The sequence below is a fragment of the Vibrio chemaguriensis genome (assembly GCF_012275705.1).
GTDB classification, from domain to species: Bacteria; Pseudomonadota; Gammaproteobacteria; order Enterobacterales; family Vibrionaceae; genus Vibrio; species Vibrio diabolicus.
Map to the genome: position 1 here is coordinate 128,150 of NZ_SHOE01000008.1, position 20,861 is coordinate 149,010.

Consider the following 20,861-nt stretch of genomic DNA (forward strand, 5'->3'; position numbering starts at 1 on the left):
TGTTTTTTTGAGCACGCTCGAGGCTGATGGCAAATTTCTCATGTACACTTATTAAAAGTAGGTGTTAAGGAGAGACGCTATGATGATCGAAAGAATTCGACGCGAACACGGTTATATGGTTCGTCTGTTGGCGATACTGCGCCATAAACTTAATGAGATAAAAGAAGAACGTGCGATCAACTACGCATTAGTAAGCGAGATAGTTGATTACCTCTCTAATCATTCAGAAAAAGTTCACCATCCGAAAGAAGATATTCTCTATCACCACTTTCTTGAGCACTATGGTAAGCAACAGACCATGGAAAACTTAGAGAAAGAACACCAAGAGTTAGCAAGTAAAACCAAAGAGTTTGCTTCCTTGATAGAGATGATCCTGCAGGATGCTGTTGTGCCTCAAGACATGTTTGTGGCCCACCTAGAGGACTTCATTGAATCACAAAGACGCCACTTGGAGTTAGAGGAACGAAAAATCCTGCCTCTCATTGAGGAGCTGTTCACTACCGAGGATTGGCAGCATGTTGAAAGCTTATGGAGCGTCAGTGAAGATGACCCAGTTTTTGGTGACACCATTGCCGATCGTTATAAACAGTTAGCTGAACGTGTGCGTCAAAGTGATGCTGAGTATGTTTAAGTGTGTGCGATGAAACCTGAGCGAGCGAAAGTATCACTCGGATTTGTTAGCTGCATTTCTTATTTATTGAGAATTGGACGCAAATTTATCTTTTGCGCTTCTCAACCAAAAGACAGGAAAATTCTTATTGAGTAATAACGGTACTCATACTCAAATCCTGACGCTTAAACTCAAGCCGTTTACGGTTACTGTAAACAAAAACAAAAGGCACCCTTAAGGTGCCTTTTGTTTGAATTAGAGTTTAATGTCTTCCAAGTTGTAGTCGGTACAGGCATCAAGTTCGCGTAGCTCTTTAAGCAAATTGCGCCTGTCGTTCATCTCTTCTATTTCACGCCACTTTCGCTTTACTGGTTTGGCACGAGATTTGGTTGTTGAGGTAGTATCCAGATTAAAAATGTCATCTAGTTGAAAGCCTTCCATAAGCCACCTTTACCTTTCTTAAGCTAAACTGTTGTAACCAGTCCTTGTGGAGTTTTTTAAGTACCACAATAGCCGTGAGAATAACCATGATATATTTCGCATTTGTGTCGGTAGCATGACATTTTCGTGCAAAAATATTCTCAAAATCACACTTTTCATGGCAATGTGGTGGCTAAAAAATGCACAAACGATCTCAAGAAAACGATTAAATAGAGAGATCTTCAATGTTAATTCGATTTGGCGAGTGGGGGGACAGTGCAAAGGTCAAAGTTGCATAAAACCAGTTTGATGAAATAGTGTTCAATTAGATGGTAAGGCACTAGAGCAAATTTATGTAACACCTTGTGAATACTAGCTTGGTCTTAATTATATGGGTCTCCGTTCTGTTTGGTGGGCGATAATTATTTATGTTGGCATTTGGTAATTGAAATGTTGCGGTTTATGGGTGTTAAGTCTTCCATTTATGTTATTTTTTGGTGACTTTATAGTGAAAAATAACAATGTTATTATCATGATTGCATATTGATTTTTGCGCTCCTAGGTTGCATTATCCGCCCGTCAAAAAATACGCTGGTACGTAAAATGGATGCATGAAGCGACGTTTACGATTCTAGATTGCCCATAAACATTACTTAAAAAGCTAAGCACACTTTGACACTTAGCAGGCAATTTGGTGGATGGCTTGGACGCATAGACCGGCGCAACTCACTTTGAGGTACACATGACAGACTTAATCAATTTGATGAACGATCTCCTTTGGGGTTCGATTCTGGTTTATCTTCTTGTTGGTGTTGGTATTTACTTCACCGTTCGATTAGGGTTCATTCAGTTCCGCCATTTCGGCCACATGTTCTCTGTTCTTAAGAACAGTCGTAAAGCAGACAAAGCTGGTATTTCTTCTTTCCAAGCGCTTTGTACTAGTCTTGCTGCACGTGTTGGTACAGGTAACATGGCGGGCGTTGCAGTTGCATTGACTGCAGGTGGTCCTGGCGCGATCTTCTGGATGTGGCTGATCGCAATGCTTGGTATGGCAACGTCGTTTGCAGAGAGTACTCTGGCGCAGCTATACAAAACCAAAGATGATGATGGCAACTACCGTGGTGGTCCTGCCTACTACATGGAAAAAGGCCTGGGCATGCGTTGGATGGGCGTATTGTTCTCAGTTTTCCTAATCATCGCTTTTGGTTTGGTATTCAACGCCGTACAAGCTAACTCAATTGCAAATGCAATGAGCACCGCATTTGGTTGGAGTGACCTGTACGTTGGTATCGCGGTTGTAGCACTGTCTGCGATTGTAATTTTCGGTGGTATCAAGCGTATCGCAAAAGTCGCAGAGATGATCGTTCCGATCATGGCGCTGCTTTACTTGGCTCTAGCACTGTTCATCATGTTCTCTAATCTAGAGAAGCTACCTGATGTATTAATGCTTATCTTTAAGAGTGCATTTGGTCTGCAAGAAGCGGCGGCTGGTGGTCTTGGCTACGCGATTGCACAGGCAATGATTAACGGTATTAAACGCGGTCTATTCTCGAACGAAGCGGGTATGGGTTCTGCGCCAAACGCGGCGGCTTCAGCAACACCTTACCCACCACACCCTGCATCTCAAGGTTATGTTCAGATGCTAGGTGTATTTATGGATACGATCGTTATCTGTTCAGCGACAGTGGCTATCATCCTGATGTCAGGTGAGTATGTCGGTCAAGCAACAGAAGTGACGGGTATCGAGCTAACTCAGCGTGCATTGAGCTCGCAAGTTGGTGATTGGGGTGGTATCTTTGTTGCCGTGGCAATCTTCTTCTTTGCATTTACATCAATCATCGCGAACTACTCGTACGCTGAAACGAACCTAATCTTCCTAGAGCACAACCACAAGGCGGGCCTAAGCATTTTCCGCGTTGTTGTTCTTGGTATGGTGATGTTTGGTGCACTTGCTTCGCTCCCAGTCGTATGGTCACTTGCTGATGTTTCGATGGGGCTGATGGCGATAGTCAACTTGGTGGCAATCATCTTGTTATCTGGCATCGTGATTAAGCTAGCAAAAGATTACAACCGCCAACTTGGTGAAGGTAAAGTACCAACGTTTGATGCGAATGACTTCCCTGAGCTGAAATCTCAGCTTGAAGAAGGCATTTGGTACAACGATAAAAAAGACTAAGTGAGCTATCACTCATAGTTGAAAGCTATTAGTACGATGTAAAAAGCCATGCAGACAATGCATGGCTTTTTTTGTACCCTATTAAAAAACAGAATTAGAGAAGGGAAAGTCATGCTTATCGTAGTTTCTCCAGCGAAGACTCTTGATTACGAGTCTCCGTTAGCGACAGAAAAATTTACTCAACCTGAGTTGGTCGAATACTCAAAAGAGCTTATCGATGTTTGCCGCAAACTGACTCCTGCTGATGTTGCCTCTTTAATGAAAGTGAGCGACAAGATTGCCGATTTGAATGTCGGGCGATTTCAAGAGTGGAGTGAAACGTTTACCACAGAAAACTCACGACAAGCGATCCTAGCGTTTAAAGGTGATGTTTACACAGGACTAGACGCCGAAACCTTATCTGAGGCGGACTTCGAATATGCTCAAGATCATCTGCGCATGTTATCTGGCCTCTATGGTTTACTAAAACCACTCGATTTGATGCAGCCATACCGTCTTGAAATGGGTACCAAGCTTGCAAACGACAAGGGCACAAACTTGTACCAGTTTTGGGGCAATGTGATTACGGATAAGCTTAACGAAGCGATTTCTGCTCAAGGTGATAATGTGCTTATCAACCTTGCATCAAATGAATACTTTAAAGCGGTGAAGCCAAAGAACTTAGATGCGCAAGTGATCACGCCAGTATTCAAAGATTGTAAGAATGGCCAATACAAGGTCATCAGCTTCTACGCGAAGAAAGCGCGCGGCATGATGGCGCGTTACATCATCGAAAACCGTATTGAGAGCGTGGCAGACCTGACTAAGTTTGATACGGCGGGTTACTACTTTGTTGAAGATGAATCGACACCAACAGAGTTAGTATTTAAACGCGAAGAGCAAAACTAAAACTGATTGAGACGTAGTCTACGTTAATCTCAATAAACACAAACGAAAAAGGGTTGGCAGTGCCAACCCTTTGTTATGTTTTAGCTTAGGCTATTTCGCCCCAACAAGATTACTTCTTCTTAGCGGTTTTCTTTTTCGCTGGCTTCTTCTTGTCTTCTTTTTTCTTTTTCTTCTTAAACACAGGTTTTTTGTGTTTCGGACGCATCTCTTTCACGAAACGCTCTTTGATGTCTTCTTTCACGTAACGTGCAACGCGATCCATCATTGGTTGGTCGTGTGCTTCTACGATTGAGATAGCATTACCTTTCTTACCCGCACGAGCCGTACGGCCAATACGGTGAAGGTAAACATCAGCCGTGCGTGGCATGTCGTAGTTAATAACGTGTGACACATCCGGAAGGTCGATACCACGCGCAGCAACGTCCGTTGCGAGCAGCACGTTTACAGTACCATCGCGGAAGCGAGAAATCGCATTGTTACGACGATCTTGAGGCATTTCACCTTGAATCCAAGAACATGGAATCTGTGCGCTCTCAAGCTGCGCTCGTAGCTCTGCCAAACGCTCACGTGTCTTCAAGAAGACAATGGTGCGTTCTGCTTGCTGAGTAATAATGTGTTTTAGTAATTCAAGCTTGTGTTCTGCATCATCAGCACGGTGGTACCACTGAGCAATCTTCTTACGTTCACGCAGTGGCGATTTTGCATCAATCTCTGCAGGGTCATTCAACAGATCAGCGGTAAAGCCTTCTACGCCTTTACCCTCTAGTGTTGCTGAGAATAGAAGGGTTTGTTTACGCCAGCGGCACTCGTTAGATAGACGATCAACAGTAGGAGCAAAACCCATGTCTAGCATACGGTCTGCTTCATCCAGAATTAACCATTCAATCGCACGGCAATCAAAACGCTCTGCATCAATGTATTCTTTTAAACGGCCAGGCGTTGCAACCACAATGTCTTGTGTTGTCGCAAGGATATCGGCGTGCTCTTGGTATTGAACACCACCTGTGATGGTGAAAATGTTCAGTTTAGTGTTTTTTGCCAAAGCTCGTGCTTGATCAGCGATTTGCATCGCCAATTCGCGCGTCGGCGTTAGGATCAAAATACGCGCAGGTCCAGGCTTGCGACGAGGGAAGTCTTGCAAGTATTGCAATGCTGGCAGAACGAAGGCTGCCGTTTTACCAGTACCTGTTGGCGCTGACGCTAGAATGTCACGACCATCCAACGCCTGTGGAATCGCTTCTGCCTGAATTTTTGTTGGGCGTTCGTAACCCATCTCTTCAATGGCTTCAAGTAGGTTTTGGTCTAGATCAAGTTCAGCAAAGGTTCTGATCACAATGAGTTCTCCACAAGCAAAGCTTGGTTAATGGTTCGCCACAACAGCATAGAATACAAAAAGGTCGCACATTATAAAGTGATTGGTGATAAGGATCACATGTTATTTCACATCTTAAGATAAAACTCGCGGGTTAATTGGACGAAATCGTCACTGTAGCCGTCATGCGAATGAATTATTAAATGTGATTCTTGAGTATCGCAAGGCTGCTTCGCCAGTTCAAATAACAGTCGATGTACCAGTTTCTTTTCTGATGGCTGTACACGACAGACTCGTGATAGATGCCAACCTTGGTGTAATGCTAGTTCAATAAACCGTTCGCCTTCGGTGATTGGTAACACAAAATTAGCTTTCCCTTGTTCAGCAAGCAACTGATAGCAACGCTGCAGCAATACGTTATGGCCTAGCGTATCAGTGTGCCTCGCGGTTGCACGTTGACTGTGTTTCGATTGCTCGCCGCTGTTGAAGTAGGGCGGATTACAAATGATGCGTTGGAATGGATGCGTCGGCGTAAAGTCTAGTATGTCGGAATGATGCACACTCACACGAGCTGACCAAGGCGACTGAACCACATTTTTTTGCGCAGCTTCAATGGCTGTTAATTCAATATCGACCGCGGTTATTTGAGCTTCTGTAAAGCGTTGGGCACACATCAGGGCAAGCAACCCGGTGCCAGTGCCAATATCGAGAATTTGAGCGTTGTTCGGGCTTTGAATCCAAGCACCAAGCATTACCCCATCAGTGCTGACGGGCATACCACTCTCGCCGCCCTCAATACAAAATTGCTTAAAATTGAAGCCTTTAGTTTTCAGTTTTTTGCTCTTCATGATTGTTTTATGTTTGCTCAATAATTAAGTGAATTTCTCTATTGTTTCTTAATTGTATAGATTGTTGTTTTGTTGGTTATTAAATTGTATTGTTAATTGATCGAGATAAAGAACTGGTCTGTTGTTTAGATCTGGTTATATCCACTGCTTTTAAGTTTGAAAACTAAATTAATATGGTGTTTTTTTCTTAAAGGTTGCCAAATGATGAGTCTTTCGTCATTATGCGGCGAAAATTTTATAGATTGAACCACGTGTACTTATTGACTTTAGGTATACAAAAAGTGGTCTAAGCATACACAACATTCATTAATTAAAAGACAAGGGTTATCTGTGAAGCAGACGTTAAAACTAACAGATATTATCGCAGTAGGCTTTATGCTATTTGCGTTCTTTTTAGGTGCGGGCAATATCATCTTTCCACCTCTAGCGGGTCAGCTAGCCGGTGAAAACTTAATGCCAGCGATGTTTGGTTTCTTGCTAACAGCGGTAGGTCTACCTCTTATTACTATCGTTGCTATTGCTGTTGCTGGTGGTTCTTGGGATCACTTAACGCAAGACCTTCCGAAAAAAGCAGCGGTTATTATGGCTGCGTTGATCTTCATCATCATCGGTCCTGCATTTGCTGCGCCTCGTACTGGCCTAGTGGCTTACGAGATGGCGGTGAAACCTTTCTTCCTTGAAGCGTCACAAACGCATCTCACTGCATTTTCAGTGATCTTCTTTATTGCGGCGATGATGTTCTCATGGTTCCAAGGCCGTCTTATCGACTTGATTGGTAAAGTGCTGACTCCAGCGCTGTTTGTCGGTTTGATCATTCTTGCTGTCGCGGTATTTATTGATCCTCAAGGTGACATGCTGGGCGCGCACGGTGAGTACTTAACGCAACCACTGACCAAAGGCTTCCTAGAAGGCTATAACACAATGGATACGTTCGCGTCATTGATGTTTGGCATGCTGATGGTTGATGCACTGCGCGGTAAAGGCATTACTGAGCGTTCTGCAACGACTAAATATCTGATCTATGCAGGTTGTATTGCCGCTGCTGGTCTTGCGTTTGTTTACATCTCACTATTCTACTTGGGCGCGACGAGTGCAACTGTTGCTGCTGGTGCAGATAACGGTGGTCTGGTACTTAGCCAATACGTTCAAGCGCTGTTTGGTCCATACGGTCAAATCGTTCTGTCTGTCATTGTATTACTAGCGTGTTTGACAACGGCTATTGGCTTGATTTCTGCGTGTTCAGACTTCTTCAGCTCGAAAACGCCACTGTCATACAAGCAATGGGTACTTATTAACGGTTCTGTTTGTGCGTTGGTTGCGAATGTCGGCCTTGCACAACTGATTTCTCTGTCAGTGCCAGTATTGTTTGCGCTGTACCCTGTGGCGATTGCGTTGGTTGCACTAACATTTGTACGCAGCAAACTGCCAAATCCACGTTTTGCTTACCGCGCGGTACTGCTTGTATCTCTGCTGTTTGCGTTGGTTGACGCGGCAAAAGTATCGGGTGTTGATGTTTCTGCGTTTAACATGTTGCCACTATTCGAAGTGGGTATGGGTTGGGTGCTTCCAACATTTGCGGCTATCGTGTGCATGTTCTTCATCGCGAAACCTCGTCCAGAGCTAGCACAAGAAACAGCGTAATAACTTCGCACTATCAAGATATTAAAAAGCCCGATGAATGACTTCATCGGGCTTTTTATTTTTTATCTTTGAAGCGTTCACACTATTAAAGTGTGTCGTGGAACTCTACAAGAACTTGTTCACACCATTTTTCGATGCGCTCATCACTCAGTTCGTACTGCGAGTCTTCATCTAACGCTAGTCCAACAAACTTGCTGCCATCTTCAATCAGTGCTTTCGATGCTTCAAATTCGTAGCCTTCATTTGGCCAGTAACCGATAAAGGTTGCGCCGGTCGCTTGTAATTCATCGTGAAGTAAGCCCATCGCGTCCAAATACCACTCACCGTAGCCTTCTTGGTCACCCAGACCAAATAGCGCGACAACTTTACCTTTTAATGGTGTTGTTGCGATGTCTTGCCAAATCGCATTCCAATCTTCTTGAATTTCACCAAAGTCCCAAGTTGAGATGCCAAGGAGTAGTAAGTCGTAGTCTGCCATTAGTGATAACGGTGTCTCTTTCACATTGTGAATGTCGACAAGGTCTTCACCAATAATGGTACGAATTTTCTCTGCTGCCATTTCGGTGTAGCAGGTCGTTGAGCCGTAAAAGAGTCCGATTTTCATTATATTCATCGTTATTTGTGTTGCTGTTGTGGAAGATTCTAACCATAAATTGAGGAAGATTGCAGCGAATATCCTAAGCGGGATGATTTTTTTATGGTATTGGATCGGTAGGTGCCTTAATCTAAGTACTGTAAATATAAACAGATAAGGAAGCGTTCATGACGGCACAACAGCCTGTCAATCAACAAGATTTTTCGCTTGTTGAGCAATTCTTAGATGCGATGTGGATGGAGCGTGGGCTATCAGAGAACACGCTGGCTTCCTATCGAAATGATTTGATGAAGCTGCTCACGTGGATGGAGAAACATCGCTACCGTCTTGATTTCATTAGTTTGTCTGGCTTGCAAGAATACCAAAGCTACCTTGTAGACTTGGATTACAAGCAGACGTCCCGTGCGCGTATGTTGTCGGCAATTCGCCGTTTATTCCAATATCTGCATCGTGAGAAAGTACGTGCTGATGATCCGAGTGCGCTCTTGGTCAGTCCTAAACTGCCACAACGCTTGCCCAAAGATATTAGTGAAGAGCAAGTGGACGCCTTGCTCGAAGCGCCAGACCCGAATGATCCTGTGGAATTGCGGGATAAAGCGATGCTGGAACTGCTGTATGCGACTGGTTTGCGTGTGACGGAATTGGTCAGTTTAACTATGGAAAACATAAGTTTGCGTCAAGGTGTTGTGCGTGTCACAGGTAAAGGCGGTAAAGAGCGCTTAGTGCCAATGGGGGAGAACGCGGTAGATTGGATCGAGACGTTTATTCAACAAGGGCGCCCTGCGTTACTTGGTGATACATCATCTGATATTGTTTTTCCTAGCAAACGCGCAAGGCAAATGACTCGTCAGACGTTTTGGCACCGTATTAAGTACTATGCTTTGATAGCAGGGATTGACACTGAACAGTTGTCGCCGCACGTACTGCGTCATGCCTTTGCCACGCATTTATTGAACTATGGCGCAGATCTCAGGGTCGTACAGATGCTATTAGGACATAGTGACTTATCGACCACGCAAATTTATACTCACGTGGCGACTGAACGATTGAAGCAGATCCACAGTCAACACCACCCAAGAGCATAACAATGGTTAGATTCATCCATGTCTTCTTGGAAAAACGATTTTATATTAAGGTGAATTTCATGAGCGTATTACGCCGACTAACTCTGCTGACTTTACCATTTTTTGTTACCGCGTGTGGTGCAGAAGAAAGTCAGGCTAAAACGGACACTCCTGCACAGCAAGTGGCACCAGCTGCGCAAAGCAGTTTTGATGAAGCAGCATTAAAAACTAAGTTCTCAAAGCTTGGTTTATCTATCGTTGATATTCAGCCATCAGAAGTTGCTGGTTTATTGGAAATCCAAACTAATGGCGGGATCTTGTTTGCTTCAAATGATGGTAGCCATTTTATCGCCGGTACGCTTTATGCCATCAATGACGATGGTAGTTACAAAGATGTCATTGCAGAGCGCCAAGCGCCGCTTAATGCGGAGAAAATCGCGCAGTTCTCCGATAGCATGATTGAATACAAAGCCGACGATGAAAAATATGCTGTGACGGTATTTACTGATATCACTTGTGGTTACTGTGTGCGTCTGCACAGCCAAATGCAAGGCTATAACGATCTAGGCATTACAGTGCGTTACATGGCTTACCCTCGCCAAGGTGCTACTGGCCCAGTGGCAGAGCAAATGGCGACTATTTGGTGTGCTGAAGATCCAAAGTCGGCAATGCACAACGCGAAAGTGAATCGTACGTTTGATAACCCTGCGAAAGACTTAAAACAGTGTAAAGAAACCATCCAATCACATTACAATCTAGGTCGCCAATTGGGAATTTCTGGTACGCCAGCGATCTTCTTACCGAATGGCGAAATGGTTGGCGGTTACCTACCACCTGCAGAGCTATTGAAACGTTTAAAGCAACAATAATCCTTTAGGAGCAGAGCCGGCAAAGTCGCCGGCTCTTTTCAAGCATGATAGAAATTCAACGACGTCCTGAACCTGATCTTTCCCTTCTTCCTGATTCCATTCCTCCGATTCTCAAACGTATCTACATCAACCGTGGGATTACGGATCCTGCGCAACTAGAAACGTCAGCTCGTGGTTTGCATTCTTACCAAAAACTCGGGGGGATTGAGCAAGCTGTCGAGCTTTTGTTTCAGGCAATAAAAGAACAAAAACGCATCATCGTTGTTGGTGATTTTGATGCTGATGGCGCGACGAGCTCTGCATTGTCGGTGCTCGCGCTGCGTATGCTTGGTAGTCACAATGTGGACTACCTAGTACCGAATCGTTTTGAAGACGGTTATGGGTTAAGCCCAGAAGTCGTTGACCAGGCATTAGAGCTTGGCGCTGAGATGATCATGACGGTAGATAACGGTGTGTCATCAATCGAAGGCGTGCGTTACGCAAAAGAAAACGGCATTACCGTGCTCGTTACCGACCACCATTTACCGGGACAAGTGTTGCCTGATGTGGATGCAATGGTGAACCCAAACCTTGAGAGCTGTCATTTTCCGTCTAAAGCGCTCGCTGGTGTCGGGGTCGCATTTTATCTCATGATGGCACTATGCGTTCATATGCGAAAACACAATTGGTTTGCAGAACAGGGGATGCAAGAGCCTAAGTTGATGGAACTGATTGACCTTGTTGCACTGGGTACCGTCGCCGACGTCGTTCCATTGGATGAAAACAACCGCATTCTTGTACACCAAGGCTTGCAACGTATTCGTGCGGGCAAAGCGCGCCCTGGCATTCAAGCATTGATTGAGGTCGCGAAGCGTGATGCGCGTCGTTTAGTGGCGTCCGATTTTGGTTTTGCTTTAGGTCCTCGTATCAATGCTGCTGGTCGCCTTGATGACATGTCATTTGGTGTTGAACTGTTGATGTGTAACAACATTCACGCCGCTCGTCGTATGGCAAGTGAACTGGATGGTTTGAACCAAACTCGTAAAGAGATTGAAGAAGGCATGAAGCAAGAAGCGATGGCTTTCTGCGAGCGTCTTCAGTTTGGTGAAGGCAGTGAGCTTCCTTACGGATTAGCCTTGTTCCAACGTGATTGGCACCAAGGTGTGATTGGTATTTTGGCCTCGCGCATCAAAGAGAAGTTTCACCGTCCAGTTATCGCATTTGCTGATGGCGGAGAAGGGACAATTAAGGGCTCGTGTCGTTCTATTCCGGGGTTACACATGCGTGATGCGTTGGATTTCATCGACACGCAAAACCCAGGTTTGATCATCAAATTTGGTGGTCACGCGATGGCGGCAGGCTTAACAATTAAAGAGCAGGATTTCGAACGTTTCAGCCGTTTATTTGATGAAGTGGTAAAAAAGGAACTCGATGAAGCGGCGCTAAAAGGCGTGATCATGTCAGATGGTGAACTTAAGCCTGAAGAATTCTCTATGCATGTCGCTGAACAGCTGCGGTCTGGTGGCCCTTTTGGACAAGCCTTCCCTGAACCAATCTTTGATGGTGAGTTTAAAGTGTTGCATCAAAAGCTGGTGGGTGAGAAGCATCTTAAATTGATGTTAGAGCCGCTTTACAAAGGTCATCCTACCAATGTGATGATCGATGGTATTGCATTTAATGTCGATTTGCGTCGCTGGCCGGATGCATCAGTTAAAACGGTACGTTTAGCTTACAAATTGGATGTGAATGAATTTCGTGGTAATCAATCACTGCAATTGATGATCGATCATATCGAAGCTAAGTAATATCTAGATTAACCTTTCTTATAGAGTACGGTTGCCCCTAAGAGGGTGTAAAATTTTATGACCGTGCTCTCTCTAACCGCAATCTGATTTCTCATCCGAAATTTTCCTGTATCTCGGTCACATTTTTCAGTAGAATTTCTCGGTTAAATTCTATTCTAAAATGTTGAGTAAACATGTTTGAAATCAATCCAATTAAAAACCGTCTGCAGGACGTGTCTCAGCGCACAAATGTCCTGAGGGGGTATCTTTGACTATGACGCGAAGAAAGAGCGTCTAGAAGAAGTCAACGCAGAGCTTGAACAACCTGATGTATGGAACGAGCCTGAACGTGCACAAGCACTGGGTAAAGAGCGTGCATCGCTAGAAGCGGTTGTTGAAACTATTGAGCAACTAGAGCAAGGTGTAGAAGACGTAGAAGGTCTTCTTGAGCTGGCTGTAGAAGAAGAAGATCAAGAAACATTTGACGAAATCGAACCAGAACTTGCTGAGTTGGAAGAGAAGCTAGAAAAGCTTGAATTCCGTCGTATGTTCTCGGGCGACCATGATAGTTCAGATTGCTACATCGATTTGCAAGCTGGCTCTGGTGGTACGGAAGCACAAGACTGGACCAACATGCTGCTGCGTATGTACCTACGCTGGGCAGAGGCGAAGGGCTTCAAAGCTGAAGTGATTGAAGTCTCTGAAGGTGAAGTCGCGGGTCTTAAGTCGGCAACAGTTCGCATCTCTGGTGAGTATGCCTACGGTTGGTTGCGCACTGAAACGGGCGTTCATCGTCTTGTTCGTAAATCTCCGTTCGATTCAGGCGGCCGTCGCCATACGTCATTTGCGTCTGCGTTCATCTATCCAGAGATTGATGAAAACATCGATATCGACATTAATCCTTCTGACCTACGCATCGACGTTTACCGTGCGTCAGGCGCAGGTGGTCAGCACGTCAACACCACAGAATCTGCGGTACGTATTACGCACGTACCTACGAACACAGTGGTTCAGTGTCAGAATGACCGTTCTCAACATAAGAACAAAGATCAGGCAATGAAACAGCTTCGAGCGAAGCTATTTGAGCTTGAATTGCAAAAGCAAAACGCGGAAAAACAAGCTAATGAAGACGCTAAGTCTGACATTGGCTGGGGTAGCCAGATCCGTTCTTACGTATTGGATGACTCACGTATTAAGGACCTCCGTACGGGCATTGAAAACCGTAATACTCAAGCGGTTCTTGATGGCGATCTGGACAAATTTATTGAAGCTAGCCTGAAATCAGGCCTATAAAGCTTTTCACCGACAAAAACAGGATACATCGAAAATGACTGATGCTGTTCAAAACGAAACTGTACTAGAAGAAAATAAGCTGATTGCTGAACGCCGCGCTAAACTGGATGAAATCCGAAAGAGCTGCAAAGCAAACGGCCACCCAAACGACTTCCGTCGTGACGCACTAGCGGGCGACCTTCAAAAAGAGTTCGGTGAAAAGACGAAGGAAGAGCTAGAAGAGCTTAACCACGTGGTTGCAATTGCTGGCCGTATTATGGCTAAGCGTGGTCCATTCCTAGTAATTCAAGAAACATCTGGCCGTATCCAAGCTTACGCTGCTAAAGACGTACAAAAAGAGCTAAAAGAGAAATACCAAGGTCTTGATATCGGTGACATCATCGGTGTTAAAGGTGCGCTGCACAAATCTGGTAAGGGTGACCTGTACGTGAACATGGAAGAATACGAGTTGCTAACTAAAGCACTTCGTCCACTTCCTGAGAAGTTCCACGGTCTTACTGACCAAGAAATGCGTTACCGTCAGCGTTACGTTGATCTGATTGTGAACGAAGATTCACGTAAAGCATTTATTGTACGTTCTAAAGTGATGTCTGCAATTCGTAACTTCATGATCTCAAAACAGTTCATGGAAGTAGAAACGCCGATGATGCACGTGATCCCTGGTGGTGCAAGTGCACGCCCATTCATCACGCATCACAACGCACTAGACATGCCAATGTACCTACGTATTGCACCTGAGCTATACCTGAAGCGTCTAGTGGTTGGTGGCTTCGATCGCGTATTCGAAATTAACCGTAACTTCCGTAACGAAGGTCTTTCTCCACGTCATAACCCTGAATTCACTATGATGGAATTCTACATGGCGTACGCGGATTACAAAGATCTGATGGACTTTACTGAAGAACTACTAAGCTCGGTAGCGCAAGAAGTTCTAGGTTCAACATCAATGCCTTACGGTGATGAAACGGTTGAATTTGGTGGCACTTACACTCGTATGAGCATGTTTGAAGCAATCAAGCAGTACAACCCAGATCACGCGCAAATCCAAGCGCTAACCGAAGAAGATCTACAAAACCGTGAACTGATGGTTTCTATCGCGAAATCAGTACATGTTGAAGTAGAAGACTTCTGGACGTGTGGTCAGCTTCTAGAAGAAATCTTCGGTGAAACAGCAGAACCTAAGCTAATGCAGCCAACGTTCATCACTGGCTACCCAGCGGACATCTCTCCACTGGCTCGCCGTAGCGATGACAACCCGTTCTTTACAGACCGCTTTGAATTCTTCATCGGCGGCCGTGAAGTGGCGAATGGCTTCTCAGAGCTTAACGATGCAGAAGATCAAGACGCGCGCTTTAAAGCACAGGTTGAAGCTAAAGAGTCTGGTGACGACGAAGCCATGTTCTACGATGCAGATTACATCACTGCACTAGAGCACGGCCTACCACCAACGGCAGGCCAAGGTATCGGTATCGACCGTCTGGTTATGCTACTGACTAACACGCACACTATCCGTGACGTGATCCTATTCCCAGCAATGCGCCCACAAGCGTAATTTGGCAGGATGATCAAAAAAACCACCTTCGGGTGGTTTTTTTATGCCTTTTAGTTAAATGAGTTCAAGTTGTTGCATTTGCTTTTTTATAGGATATGCAAATAAACATTCGCCAAATCTCAATCTATTGCATAGTCTTAATACTGAGACAGACGTGGGGGCGCGGAGTCTCGATAATGTTACCCGCTCGCAAAGATAGGTTTGTGGCGCAAAATTTCTATTAACAATGAAAAAGGGTTAGAGAATGGCTGGGCAGTTTAAGATGGATTCCATCCCGGGATCGCTTGTGGTAGTTGGCGGTACTTATGAGCCTTGGTTATCAGTACTTGAGCAAGTGGGCTGGAAGTGTCACCAAGTGGGTGACTTACGCAAAGCTAATACGTTGTTAGAGGATATTGGTCCATGTATCGGTATTGTCGATCTCAGCCATGACGAATTCAGCTTGAACGGTTTGGCGAACTTAGTCAGTTCTCACAAACACGTGCGTTGGTTAGCGTTTATTCGTGAATCTCAGCTTGGCACTGACACCATATGCCAGTTCATTGTTAACTTTTGTATCGACTTTTTCACTGCGCCAATCCCGGATGCCCAGCTTTTAAGCACGATTGGTCACCAGCTTGGTATGCTCAAGTTGGAGAAAAAAGTTTGGCCTAGTTTTGGTAGCAGCTTAGATATGGGGCTGATAGGTGAATCTATCCCGATGAAGCGTTTACGCGATCAAGTAAAGCGAATCGGTCCGACGGACGTCAGTATTCTGATTTCTGGGGAAAGTGGTACAGGTAAAGAAGCGGTTGCTCGCGCTATCCACAAAGTCTCTTCACGTTCTCATAAACCGTTTATGGCAATTAACTGTCGCGCACTCAATGAGCAACGTTTCCAGGCGGAAGTGTTTGGTATCAATGCCGATGAAGATATGGAAGCATGCATGCTCGAACAAGCGGATGGCGGTACGGTGCTGTTTAATGACATTCTTACTATCTCAAAAGAGCAGCAAATGAATCTGCTGAGATTCTTGCAAGAAGGCACCATTGATACCAAAGATGGTGTAAAAGCGGTCAATGTGCGCATCCTTGCTGCTAACTCGTCAGATGTAGAAAAAGCCTTGATTGACGGAGATTTTAATGAAGAGCTTTATCACTACATTAACGTATTACGCATTAATGTCCCGAGCTTAAAAGAGCGCGCGAGCGATATTTCTTTGTTAGCGCGCTATTACTTACAAGAGTTTTCTAAAGAGTATAACTCGCAAGCAAAAAGCTTTTCTGAGGATGCACTCAAGGCACTGACACGTTATTTCTGGCCAGGTAACGTACGTGAATTGATGAACCAAGTGAAACGAGCGGTTCTGATGTCTGACAGCGTAATGATTGAAGAGCATCACCTAGATTTGCCTCAGCGTAATGACTCAAAGCGTAGTTTGAAATCGATTCGTGAGAAGAGTGAGCGTGACGCGTTACTGGTTGTTTTGGAATCTCATTCTGGTCAAGTTTCGAATGCGGCGAAAGAGCTTGGTGTTTCACGCGCGACGATGTATCGACTACTGAACAAACATAATTTGATTTCTGATCAAGCCATGTAAATTTGTTCTTTCTGAAGTTAAATTGGTGAATGAATATCAGTGAAGGAGCGGCTACAAAGCCGCTCTTTTTGTTTTGTATTCAGTTTGATTTATAAAATCCGTAATTTCATATATTCCCTAGGTGAATATGTTATATAGAAAAGTATATGAAACTGAATTGCGGTGTATTGATTTGTTTTTAATCAAAAAGACAAAAAATGTTTGATATATATTCATCAAAGCTTACAATTTAACCGTAACTCAATGAGTTATACCTTTCATAAACGGATTAATTTTTAGCTAGGAGGCGCAAGATGAAACATTACGTTGTTAACACCACTGCTTGCGCTGATCGTATGCCTATCGCTCCGATGACTCTTAAGTCGGATGATACCAATACCACTGGCTCACAAGATAAAAATTAATCCGTAACCTATTTTATTACTAGGCTGCGGAAAAGTAGCGGCTTAGTATCAACAGAACACCTCTGTTCATTTTACGCACTATTTTTCCCAGTCGAATACATCGATAATCGGAGAAAATATTATGCGTCACTCTATTTACCTACAACTGGCAACTTTGCTATTGAAAGCAGACCTTAAACGCGAAGAAAAGCAATGGCAGCGAACCATACGTCGCACTGCTCATGATGTTCCATGGACGAATGTTCATTTATTGAGAGATATTGGTTTAGATAGCGATGGTCGTTCCACACGCGCCAATGTTCCGGATGCAGTAAAAGTTGAACGTCGAGTTCGTCACCTTCGTCGAGTTTTAACGTCGCGAATAATGACGTAATCGTTAGCGTGTTGGACTGACTGAGTTGCTATCGAGTCATTCAACACGCTTAACGTGCGATATGAAGTCATACTTCATTTGATAAACAGCTGACCTTGAAGGTCAGCTGTTTTCGTTTGAGGGGAGCTTTACTTTTAAGGGCAAGGATTCGAGTAGGTTGTACCAATTGCTTGAATCTCAGTAAGGAGCTCATCGCTTAGTTTTAGATCAATACTGTCGATGTTGGCTTTTAATTGGTTGAGGTTGGTCGCGCCGATAATATTAGATGCTACAAATGGGCGCTGATTGACAAATGCGAGTGCCATTTGTGCAGGATCCAAACCATGCTCTTGAGCTAAATTGACGTAAGCTTCGGTCGCTTTAACACCTTGTGGAGTGAAGTAGCGCGCAAAACGCTCCCACTTCGTGCATCGAGCGCCTTCAGGTTTTGCCCCGTTTAGGTATTTACCACTCAGGCAGCCAAATGCCAAAGGAGAGTAGGCCAGTAGCTGGACACCTTCATAGTGGCTGATTTCAGACAAGCCAACTTCGAAGCTGCGGTTCAATAAGTTATATGGGTTTTGAATGGAGACAATTCTTGGCAAATCGTGTTTCTCTGCCAAACGCAGTAGCGACATCACACCCCACGGCGTCTCGTTTGATACGCCGATATAGCGTACTTTGCCTGCATTCACTAATTCTGTAAGCGCTTCCAATGTTTCAATTAACGTGACTTCTTCTTGTTTGTCAGGGTATGGGTAGTTGAGTTGACCAAAGCAGTTAGTTTGACGTTGAGGCCAATGTAATTGGTATAAATCGACATAATCCGTTTGCAGGCGGTTAAGGCTGTCATCAATTGCTGTATGGATGTGGCGACGATTAAGGCTCATGTTGTCTCGGATGTGAGGGACACCACGAGGGCCAGCCACTTTTGTTGCCAGCACAACTTTTTCACGTTTGCCGCTCTTTGCTAACCAATTACCGATGTATTGCTCGGTGAGTCCTTGCGTTTCCGCTTTGGGAGGTACAGGGTACATCTCTGCGGTATCAATGAAATTCACCCCATGATCAAGGGCAAAGTCGAGCTGTTCAAAGGCGTCCTTTTCTGTATTTTGCTCGCCAAACGTCATGGTTCCGAGGCAGATTTTACTGATCTCAAGTGATGAGTGCGGTAGTTTTGTGTATTGCATATCACGTCCTTGAAGAGTTACCGACTAAATAAGTGATTCCAATATAGGGGATTTTTAACCGCTATCGCAAATGATTTACGTATAAAGGAAGACCAAACTCGAAAGCTATACATAGCCTAACTACACTTAAATGATCGTGTGAAGGAGGTACGTTATGCAGAAGCATCAATTGGACATGTGGTTACACGGTCCCCATAAAGATACTTATAAAACTCCCAAAGTATTTGTGATTGGGTGTTCTGATGTCTCTGACTATTTGCTAGCAGTGGAGTACAAGCATCAACTTGAGCCGATTAAAGACGGTGAAGAGCCGATACATTTCGGTTCGCTAGATTTGGTGAAAGAAGAGCTGCTGAGGTTAGGGGTAGATAAAGCGTACTTAAGGCTGCACAATGCGTATGACGAATGTGGCACTGAAGAGGCAGCCTCGTACTGTGATATCGAGTTATCGCTCGTGACGCACTAAATGGCGGAAACAACATTACTCAGATGGCGTGCTGATGTAGTGCTTGAGTAAGATCTGCTCAGTAAACTGTGTTCTGAGGTAAAAACCTCGGGGCAGAGTTTTTATCGGCTTGCCATTTGAGCTGTATGCTTCGGTGAGTGCTTTTGCATTCGCGGCTTTAGGGCGAAGATGCAGCGCTTCTCCGTGTCTGGCGGAAATTTGATCAAATTTCCCCAAGACGATCATCTCCATTAGCTCTTCCCAGTCGTTTCGTAAAATACGCTCTTCGTCGTCGTCTGGTGACCAAATCAGTGGGCTACCAACACGTCTTTCTGCAAGTGGAATTTCTCGTTCCCCTTCCACTGGTACCCAAAGCACACGAGACAGCTTGTTGCGTACGTGGCTTGTTTCCCATGTAAGACCATGAACACCTGTGAGAGGAGCCACCGAAACAAAGGTTGTTTCCAACGGTTTGCCAGAGTGACTGATCGGAATACTTTTCAGCTCGATCCCTAGCTTAGCGAAATCTTGTTGAGGTTTACTGCCAGCTGGGGCGCCCAAGTGCCATTCGAGTAATTGACCCACCCAACCTTTATCACGTTTTAAGTTTTCAGGAACAATCATATTCGCCTCGGCGGCCAACTCAGCAAAACTGAGTCCTGCCATATCATGCGCTCGTTCCAATAGCTCTGCTTCTGTTTGTGGTTCTGGTTTCATAGTCACAAGGTGGTATTACAAAAAATATAGTTTATCAAACTCCGGCCAAATCTACTGTTTAAGATTTCACCGAGGCGGTGTAAGAACGATCAATTCATAACTTATCCACAGATGGAGGAGGTATTGATAAGATCCTGACGGGGTCTGTATGAATAAACAGGGGTTAAAATGCATTTTTGGGGTTGATTTTGTTGTAATCATCTAAACGAATAGCAGGTGAGTGTGGATAAATAGCCTATTGGTGGATCTTTGACCGATCTGAGTTTGGTGAAAAGATCATCAAGAAACTGAAGATCGATTTATCGCTATTTTTTAAAATAAAGACTTTTTTATCAATGTTTTATGTTTGTTTTTTTGTTTCTTTATTTGTTTTTCTTGTGATGGGGTTGAACAGAATTACTCATTTGAATTGAATTCTTCACAAAGTTATTCACAGAAAAGGTGAATAAATGTGGGCAATGTCTCACTCTTGTGTTGATAAGGTATGGCTTGATTAAAAGATATCCAAATATGGTGAAAAGGTAATAAATCTTGCTCATATCACATCAGTAAGTTTGCTAGTAATGGGGATATGTGGAAAAATCACGGTAATAAAAAATTTATTCATAGAGGTTAGCCAGTGATAGATGGCGATGGTTACCGACTTAATGTTGGTATTGTGATATGTAATAACCATGGTCAGGTCTTCTGGGCTAAACGATACGGGCAACACTCATGGCAATTTCCACAAGGTGGGATTGACGAAGGTGAAACCCCTGAACAAGCCATGTTCAGGGAGTTATACGAAGAAGTCGGTTTAACGAAAAAAGACGTTAAGATCATTGCAACAAGTCGTCATTGGTTAAGATATAAGCTACCAAAGCGATTGGTGCGTTGGGACTCCAAGCCTGTTTGTATCGGCCAAAAACAGAAATGGTTTCTGCTGAGATTAGAATGCGATGAATCTCGTATTAATATGCAACGCGGAAAATCCCCTGAATTTGATGGTTGGCGCTGGGTGAGTTACTGGTATCCAGTTAGGCAAGTTGTTTCTTTCAAGCGAGATGTTTATCGACGAGCGATGAAAGAGTTTGCATCCTTAGCCATGCCTTTTCGAGAGAGAAAAGCGAAAGGGAAAAGAAAAAAGCAACGTAGAGGATAATC

Annotated in this window: 19 protein-coding genes; 13 read left to right on the forward strand and 6 right to left on the reverse strand. The window is 44.3% G+C overall.

Annotated elements, in window-relative coordinates:
* The first annotated feature begins 79 nt into the window (after window positions 1-79).
* Complete coding sequence (locus EX191_RS09790; protein ID WP_005396296.1) at window positions 80-631, forward strand: hemerythrin domain-containing protein; 552 nt, start codon at window positions 80-82, stop codon at window positions 629-631.
* A gap of 234 nt (window positions 632-865) precedes the next feature.
* Here EX191_RS09790 and EX191_RS09795 read toward each other — a convergent pair whose 3' ends face one another.
* Window positions 866-1,051 (reverse strand): DUF3545 family protein, encoded by a 186-nt coding sequence (locus EX191_RS09795; RefSeq protein WP_005396294.1) that lies wholly within the window; start codon window positions 1,049-1,051, stop codon window positions 866-868.
* Window positions 1,052-1,772: 721 nt separating this feature from the next.
* On the opposite strand from EX191_RS09795, the gene EX191_RS09800 reads away from it, so the two are divergent.
* Together EX191_RS09800 and yaaA are read left to right on the forward strand one after the other, a co-directional pair.
* Window positions 1,773-3,206 carry an alanine/glycine:cation symporter family protein gene (locus EX191_RS09800; RefSeq protein WP_012842138.1) on the forward strand — a complete coding sequence of 478 codons (1,434 nt, stop codon included), beginning with the start codon at window positions 1,773-1,775 and terminating at the stop codon, window positions 3,204-3,206.
* A 111-nt stretch (window positions 3,207-3,317) separates the two neighbouring features.
* A complete protein-coding gene (yaaA, locus tag EX191_RS09805; RefSeq protein ID WP_012842137.1) occupies window positions 3,318-4,094 on the forward strand; it encodes a peroxide stress protein YaaA in 777 nt (258 codons plus the stop codon).
* Window positions 4,095-4,203: 109 nt separating this feature from the next.
* Here the strand turns inward: yaaA and srmB are convergent, their stop codons facing one another.
* Window positions 4,204-5,427, reverse strand: coding sequence for an ATP-dependent RNA helicase SrmB (srmB, locus tag EX191_RS09810; RefSeq protein ID WP_005396291.1), 1,224 nt, complete (start codon window positions 5,425-5,427; stop codon window positions 4,204-4,206).
* A 107-nt stretch (window positions 5,428-5,534) separates the two neighbouring features.
* Window positions 5,535-6,254, reverse strand: a complete 720-nt coding sequence (locus tag EX191_RS09815; protein WP_193447655.1) for a tRNA1(Val) (adenine(37)-N6)-methyltransferase — start codon at window positions 6,252-6,254, stop codon at window positions 5,535-5,537.
* Between the two features lie 330 nt (window positions 6,255-6,584).
* Between EX191_RS09815 and brnQ the strand changes: the two genes are divergently transcribed.
* A complete protein-coding gene (gene brnQ / locus EX191_RS09820) occupies window positions 6,585-7,895 on the forward strand; it encodes a branched-chain amino acid transport system II carrier protein (protein WP_006742676.1) in 1,311 nt (436 codons plus the stop codon).
* An 85-nt stretch (window positions 7,896-7,980) separates the two neighbouring features.
* Here brnQ and fldB read toward each other — a convergent pair whose 3' ends face one another.
* The gene (fldB, locus tag EX191_RS09825) at window positions 7,981-8,499 is read right to left on the reverse strand and encodes a flavodoxin FldB (protein WP_005397338.1); all 519 of its coding nucleotides are present in this window, start codon (window positions 8,497-8,499) and stop codon (window positions 7,981-7,983) included.
* A 158-nt stretch (window positions 8,500-8,657) separates the two neighbouring features.
* On the opposite strand from fldB, the gene xerD reads away from it, so the two are divergent.
* From xerD to EX191_RS09860, 7 genes are all read left to right on the forward strand, one after another.
* A complete protein-coding gene (gene xerD / locus EX191_RS09830; protein ID WP_005397336.1) occupies window positions 8,658-9,575 on the forward strand; it encodes a site-specific tyrosine recombinase XerD in 918 nt (305 codons plus the stop codon).
* Window positions 9,576-9,634: 59 nt separating this feature from the next.
* Entirely contained in the window at window positions 9,635-10,423 is a 789-nt protein-coding gene (dsbC, locus tag EX191_RS09835; RefSeq protein WP_012842135.1) for a bifunctional protein-disulfide isomerase/oxidoreductase DsbC, read from the forward strand.
* A 44-nt stretch (window positions 10,424-10,467) separates the two neighbouring features.
* Window positions 10,468-12,207, forward strand: coding sequence for a single-stranded-DNA-specific exonuclease RecJ (gene recJ, locus EX191_RS09840; protein WP_006742673.1), 1,740 nt, complete (start codon window positions 10,468-10,470; stop codon window positions 12,205-12,207).
* Window positions 12,208-12,380: 173 nt separating this feature from the next.
* Window positions 12,381-13,479, forward strand: a protein-coding gene (gene prfB / locus EX191_RS09845; RefSeq protein WP_193447656.1) for a peptide chain release factor 2 whose coding sequence is annotated in 2 segments (ribosomal slippage) — window positions 12,381-12,455 and window positions 12,457-13,479 — 1,098 coding nt in all. Because the reading frame shifts where the segments join, the coding sequence is not laid out codon by codon here.
* 34 nt (window positions 13,480-13,513) lie between these two features.
* Window positions 13,514-15,031 carry a lysine--tRNA ligase gene (gene lysS / locus EX191_RS09850; RefSeq protein WP_005397328.1) on the forward strand — a complete coding sequence of 506 codons (1,518 nt, stop codon included), beginning with the start codon at window positions 13,514-13,516 and terminating at the stop codon, window positions 15,029-15,031.
* Between the two features lie 244 nt (window positions 15,032-15,275).
* Window positions 15,276-16,610: a cyclic-di-GMP-binding transcriptional regulator VpsR gene (gene vpsR, locus EX191_RS09855; protein ID WP_046873964.1), complete on the forward strand. Its 1,335-nt coding sequence runs from the start codon at window positions 15,276-15,278 to the stop codon at window positions 16,608-16,610.
* A gap of 525 nt (window positions 16,611-17,135) precedes the next feature.
* On the forward strand, window positions 17,136-17,387 hold the full coding sequence (locus EX191_RS09860; RefSeq protein ID WP_005397324.1) for a hypothetical protein: 252 nt from the start codon (window positions 17,136-17,138) through the stop codon (window positions 17,385-17,387).
* A 134-nt stretch (window positions 17,388-17,521) separates the two neighbouring features.
* Here EX191_RS09860 and EX191_RS09865 read toward each other — a convergent pair whose 3' ends face one another.
* Entirely contained in the window at window positions 17,522-18,556 is a 1,035-nt protein-coding gene (locus tag EX191_RS09865; protein WP_053808599.1) for an NADP(H)-dependent aldo-keto reductase, read from the reverse strand.
* A 154-nt stretch (window positions 18,557-18,710) separates the two neighbouring features.
* On the opposite strand from EX191_RS09865, the gene EX191_RS09870 reads away from it, so the two are divergent.
* Window positions 18,711-19,022, forward strand: a complete 312-nt coding sequence (locus EX191_RS09870) for a DUF6482 family protein (protein WP_150916300.1) — start codon at window positions 18,711-18,713, stop codon at window positions 19,020-19,022.
* 15 nt (window positions 19,023-19,037) lie between these two features.
* On the opposite strand, the gene mutH is transcribed toward EX191_RS09870, so the two are convergent.
* Window positions 19,038-19,718 (reverse strand): DNA mismatch repair endonuclease MutH, encoded by a 681-nt coding sequence (gene mutH, locus EX191_RS09875; RefSeq protein ID WP_005397318.1) that lies wholly within the window; start codon window positions 19,716-19,718, stop codon window positions 19,038-19,040.
* Window positions 19,719-20,337: 619 nt separating this feature from the next.
* On the opposite strand from mutH, the gene rppH reads away from it, so the two are divergent.
* On the forward strand, window positions 20,338-20,859 hold the full coding sequence (gene rppH, locus EX191_RS09880) for an RNA pyrophosphohydrolase (RefSeq protein ID WP_005381953.1): 522 nt from the start codon (window positions 20,338-20,340) through the stop codon (window positions 20,857-20,859).
* The last annotated feature ends 2 nt before the right edge of the window (window positions 20,860-20,861 follow it).

Excerpts from the sequence above, each read along its gene's own strand:
- EX191_RS09815 (WP_193447655.1), bottom strand. The coding sequence starts at position 6,254 with ATGAAGAGCAAAAAACTGAAAACTAAAGGCTTCAATTTTAAGCAATTT.
- EX191_RS09870 (WP_150916300.1), top strand. The coding sequence starts at position 18,711 with ATGCAGAAGCATCAATTGGACATGTGGTTACACGGTCCCCATAAAGAT.
- EX191_RS09860 (WP_005397324.1), top strand. The coding sequence starts at position 17,136 with ATGCGTCACTCTATTTACCTACAACTGGCAACTTTGCTATTGAAAGCA.
- recJ (WP_006742673.1), top strand. The coding sequence starts at position 10,468 with ATGATAGAAATTCAACGACGTCCTGAACCTGATCTTTCCCTTCTTCCT.
- lysS (WP_005397328.1), top strand. The coding sequence starts at position 13,514 with ATGACTGATGCTGTTCAAAACGAAACTGTACTAGAAGAAAATAAGCTG.
- xerD (WP_005397336.1), top strand. The coding sequence starts at position 8,658 with ATGACGGCACAACAGCCTGTCAATCAACAAGATTTTTCGCTTGTTGAG.
- EX191_RS09865 (WP_053808599.1), bottom strand. The coding sequence starts at position 18,556 with ATGCAATACACAAAACTACCGCACTCATCACTTGAGATCAGTAAAATC.
- EX191_RS09800 (WP_012842138.1), top strand. The coding sequence starts at position 1,773 with ATGACAGACTTAATCAATTTGATGAACGATCTCCTTTGGGGTTCGATT.
- dsbC (WP_012842135.1), top strand. The coding sequence starts at position 9,635 with ATGAGCGTATTACGCCGACTAACTCTGCTGACTTTACCATTTTTTGTT.
- yaaA (WP_012842137.1), top strand. The coding sequence starts at position 3,318 with ATGCTTATCGTAGTTTCTCCAGCGAAGACTCTTGATTACGAGTCTCCG.
- mutH (WP_005397318.1), bottom strand. The coding sequence starts at position 19,718 with ATGAAACCAGAACCACAAACAGAAGCAGAGCTATTGGAACGAGCGCAT.
- EX191_RS09790 (WP_005396296.1), top strand. The coding sequence starts at position 80 with ATGATGATCGAAAGAATTCGACGCGAACACGGTTATATGGTTCGTCTG.
- fldB (WP_005397338.1), bottom strand. The coding sequence starts at position 8,499 with ATGAAAATCGGACTCTTTTACGGCTCAACGACCTGCTACACCGAAATG.
- EX191_RS09795 (WP_005396294.1), bottom strand. The coding sequence starts at position 1,051 with ATGGAAGGCTTTCAACTAGATGACATTTTTAATCTGGATACTACCTCA.
- vpsR (WP_046873964.1), top strand. The coding sequence starts at position 15,276 with ATGGCTGGGCAGTTTAAGATGGATTCCATCCCGGGATCGCTTGTGGTA.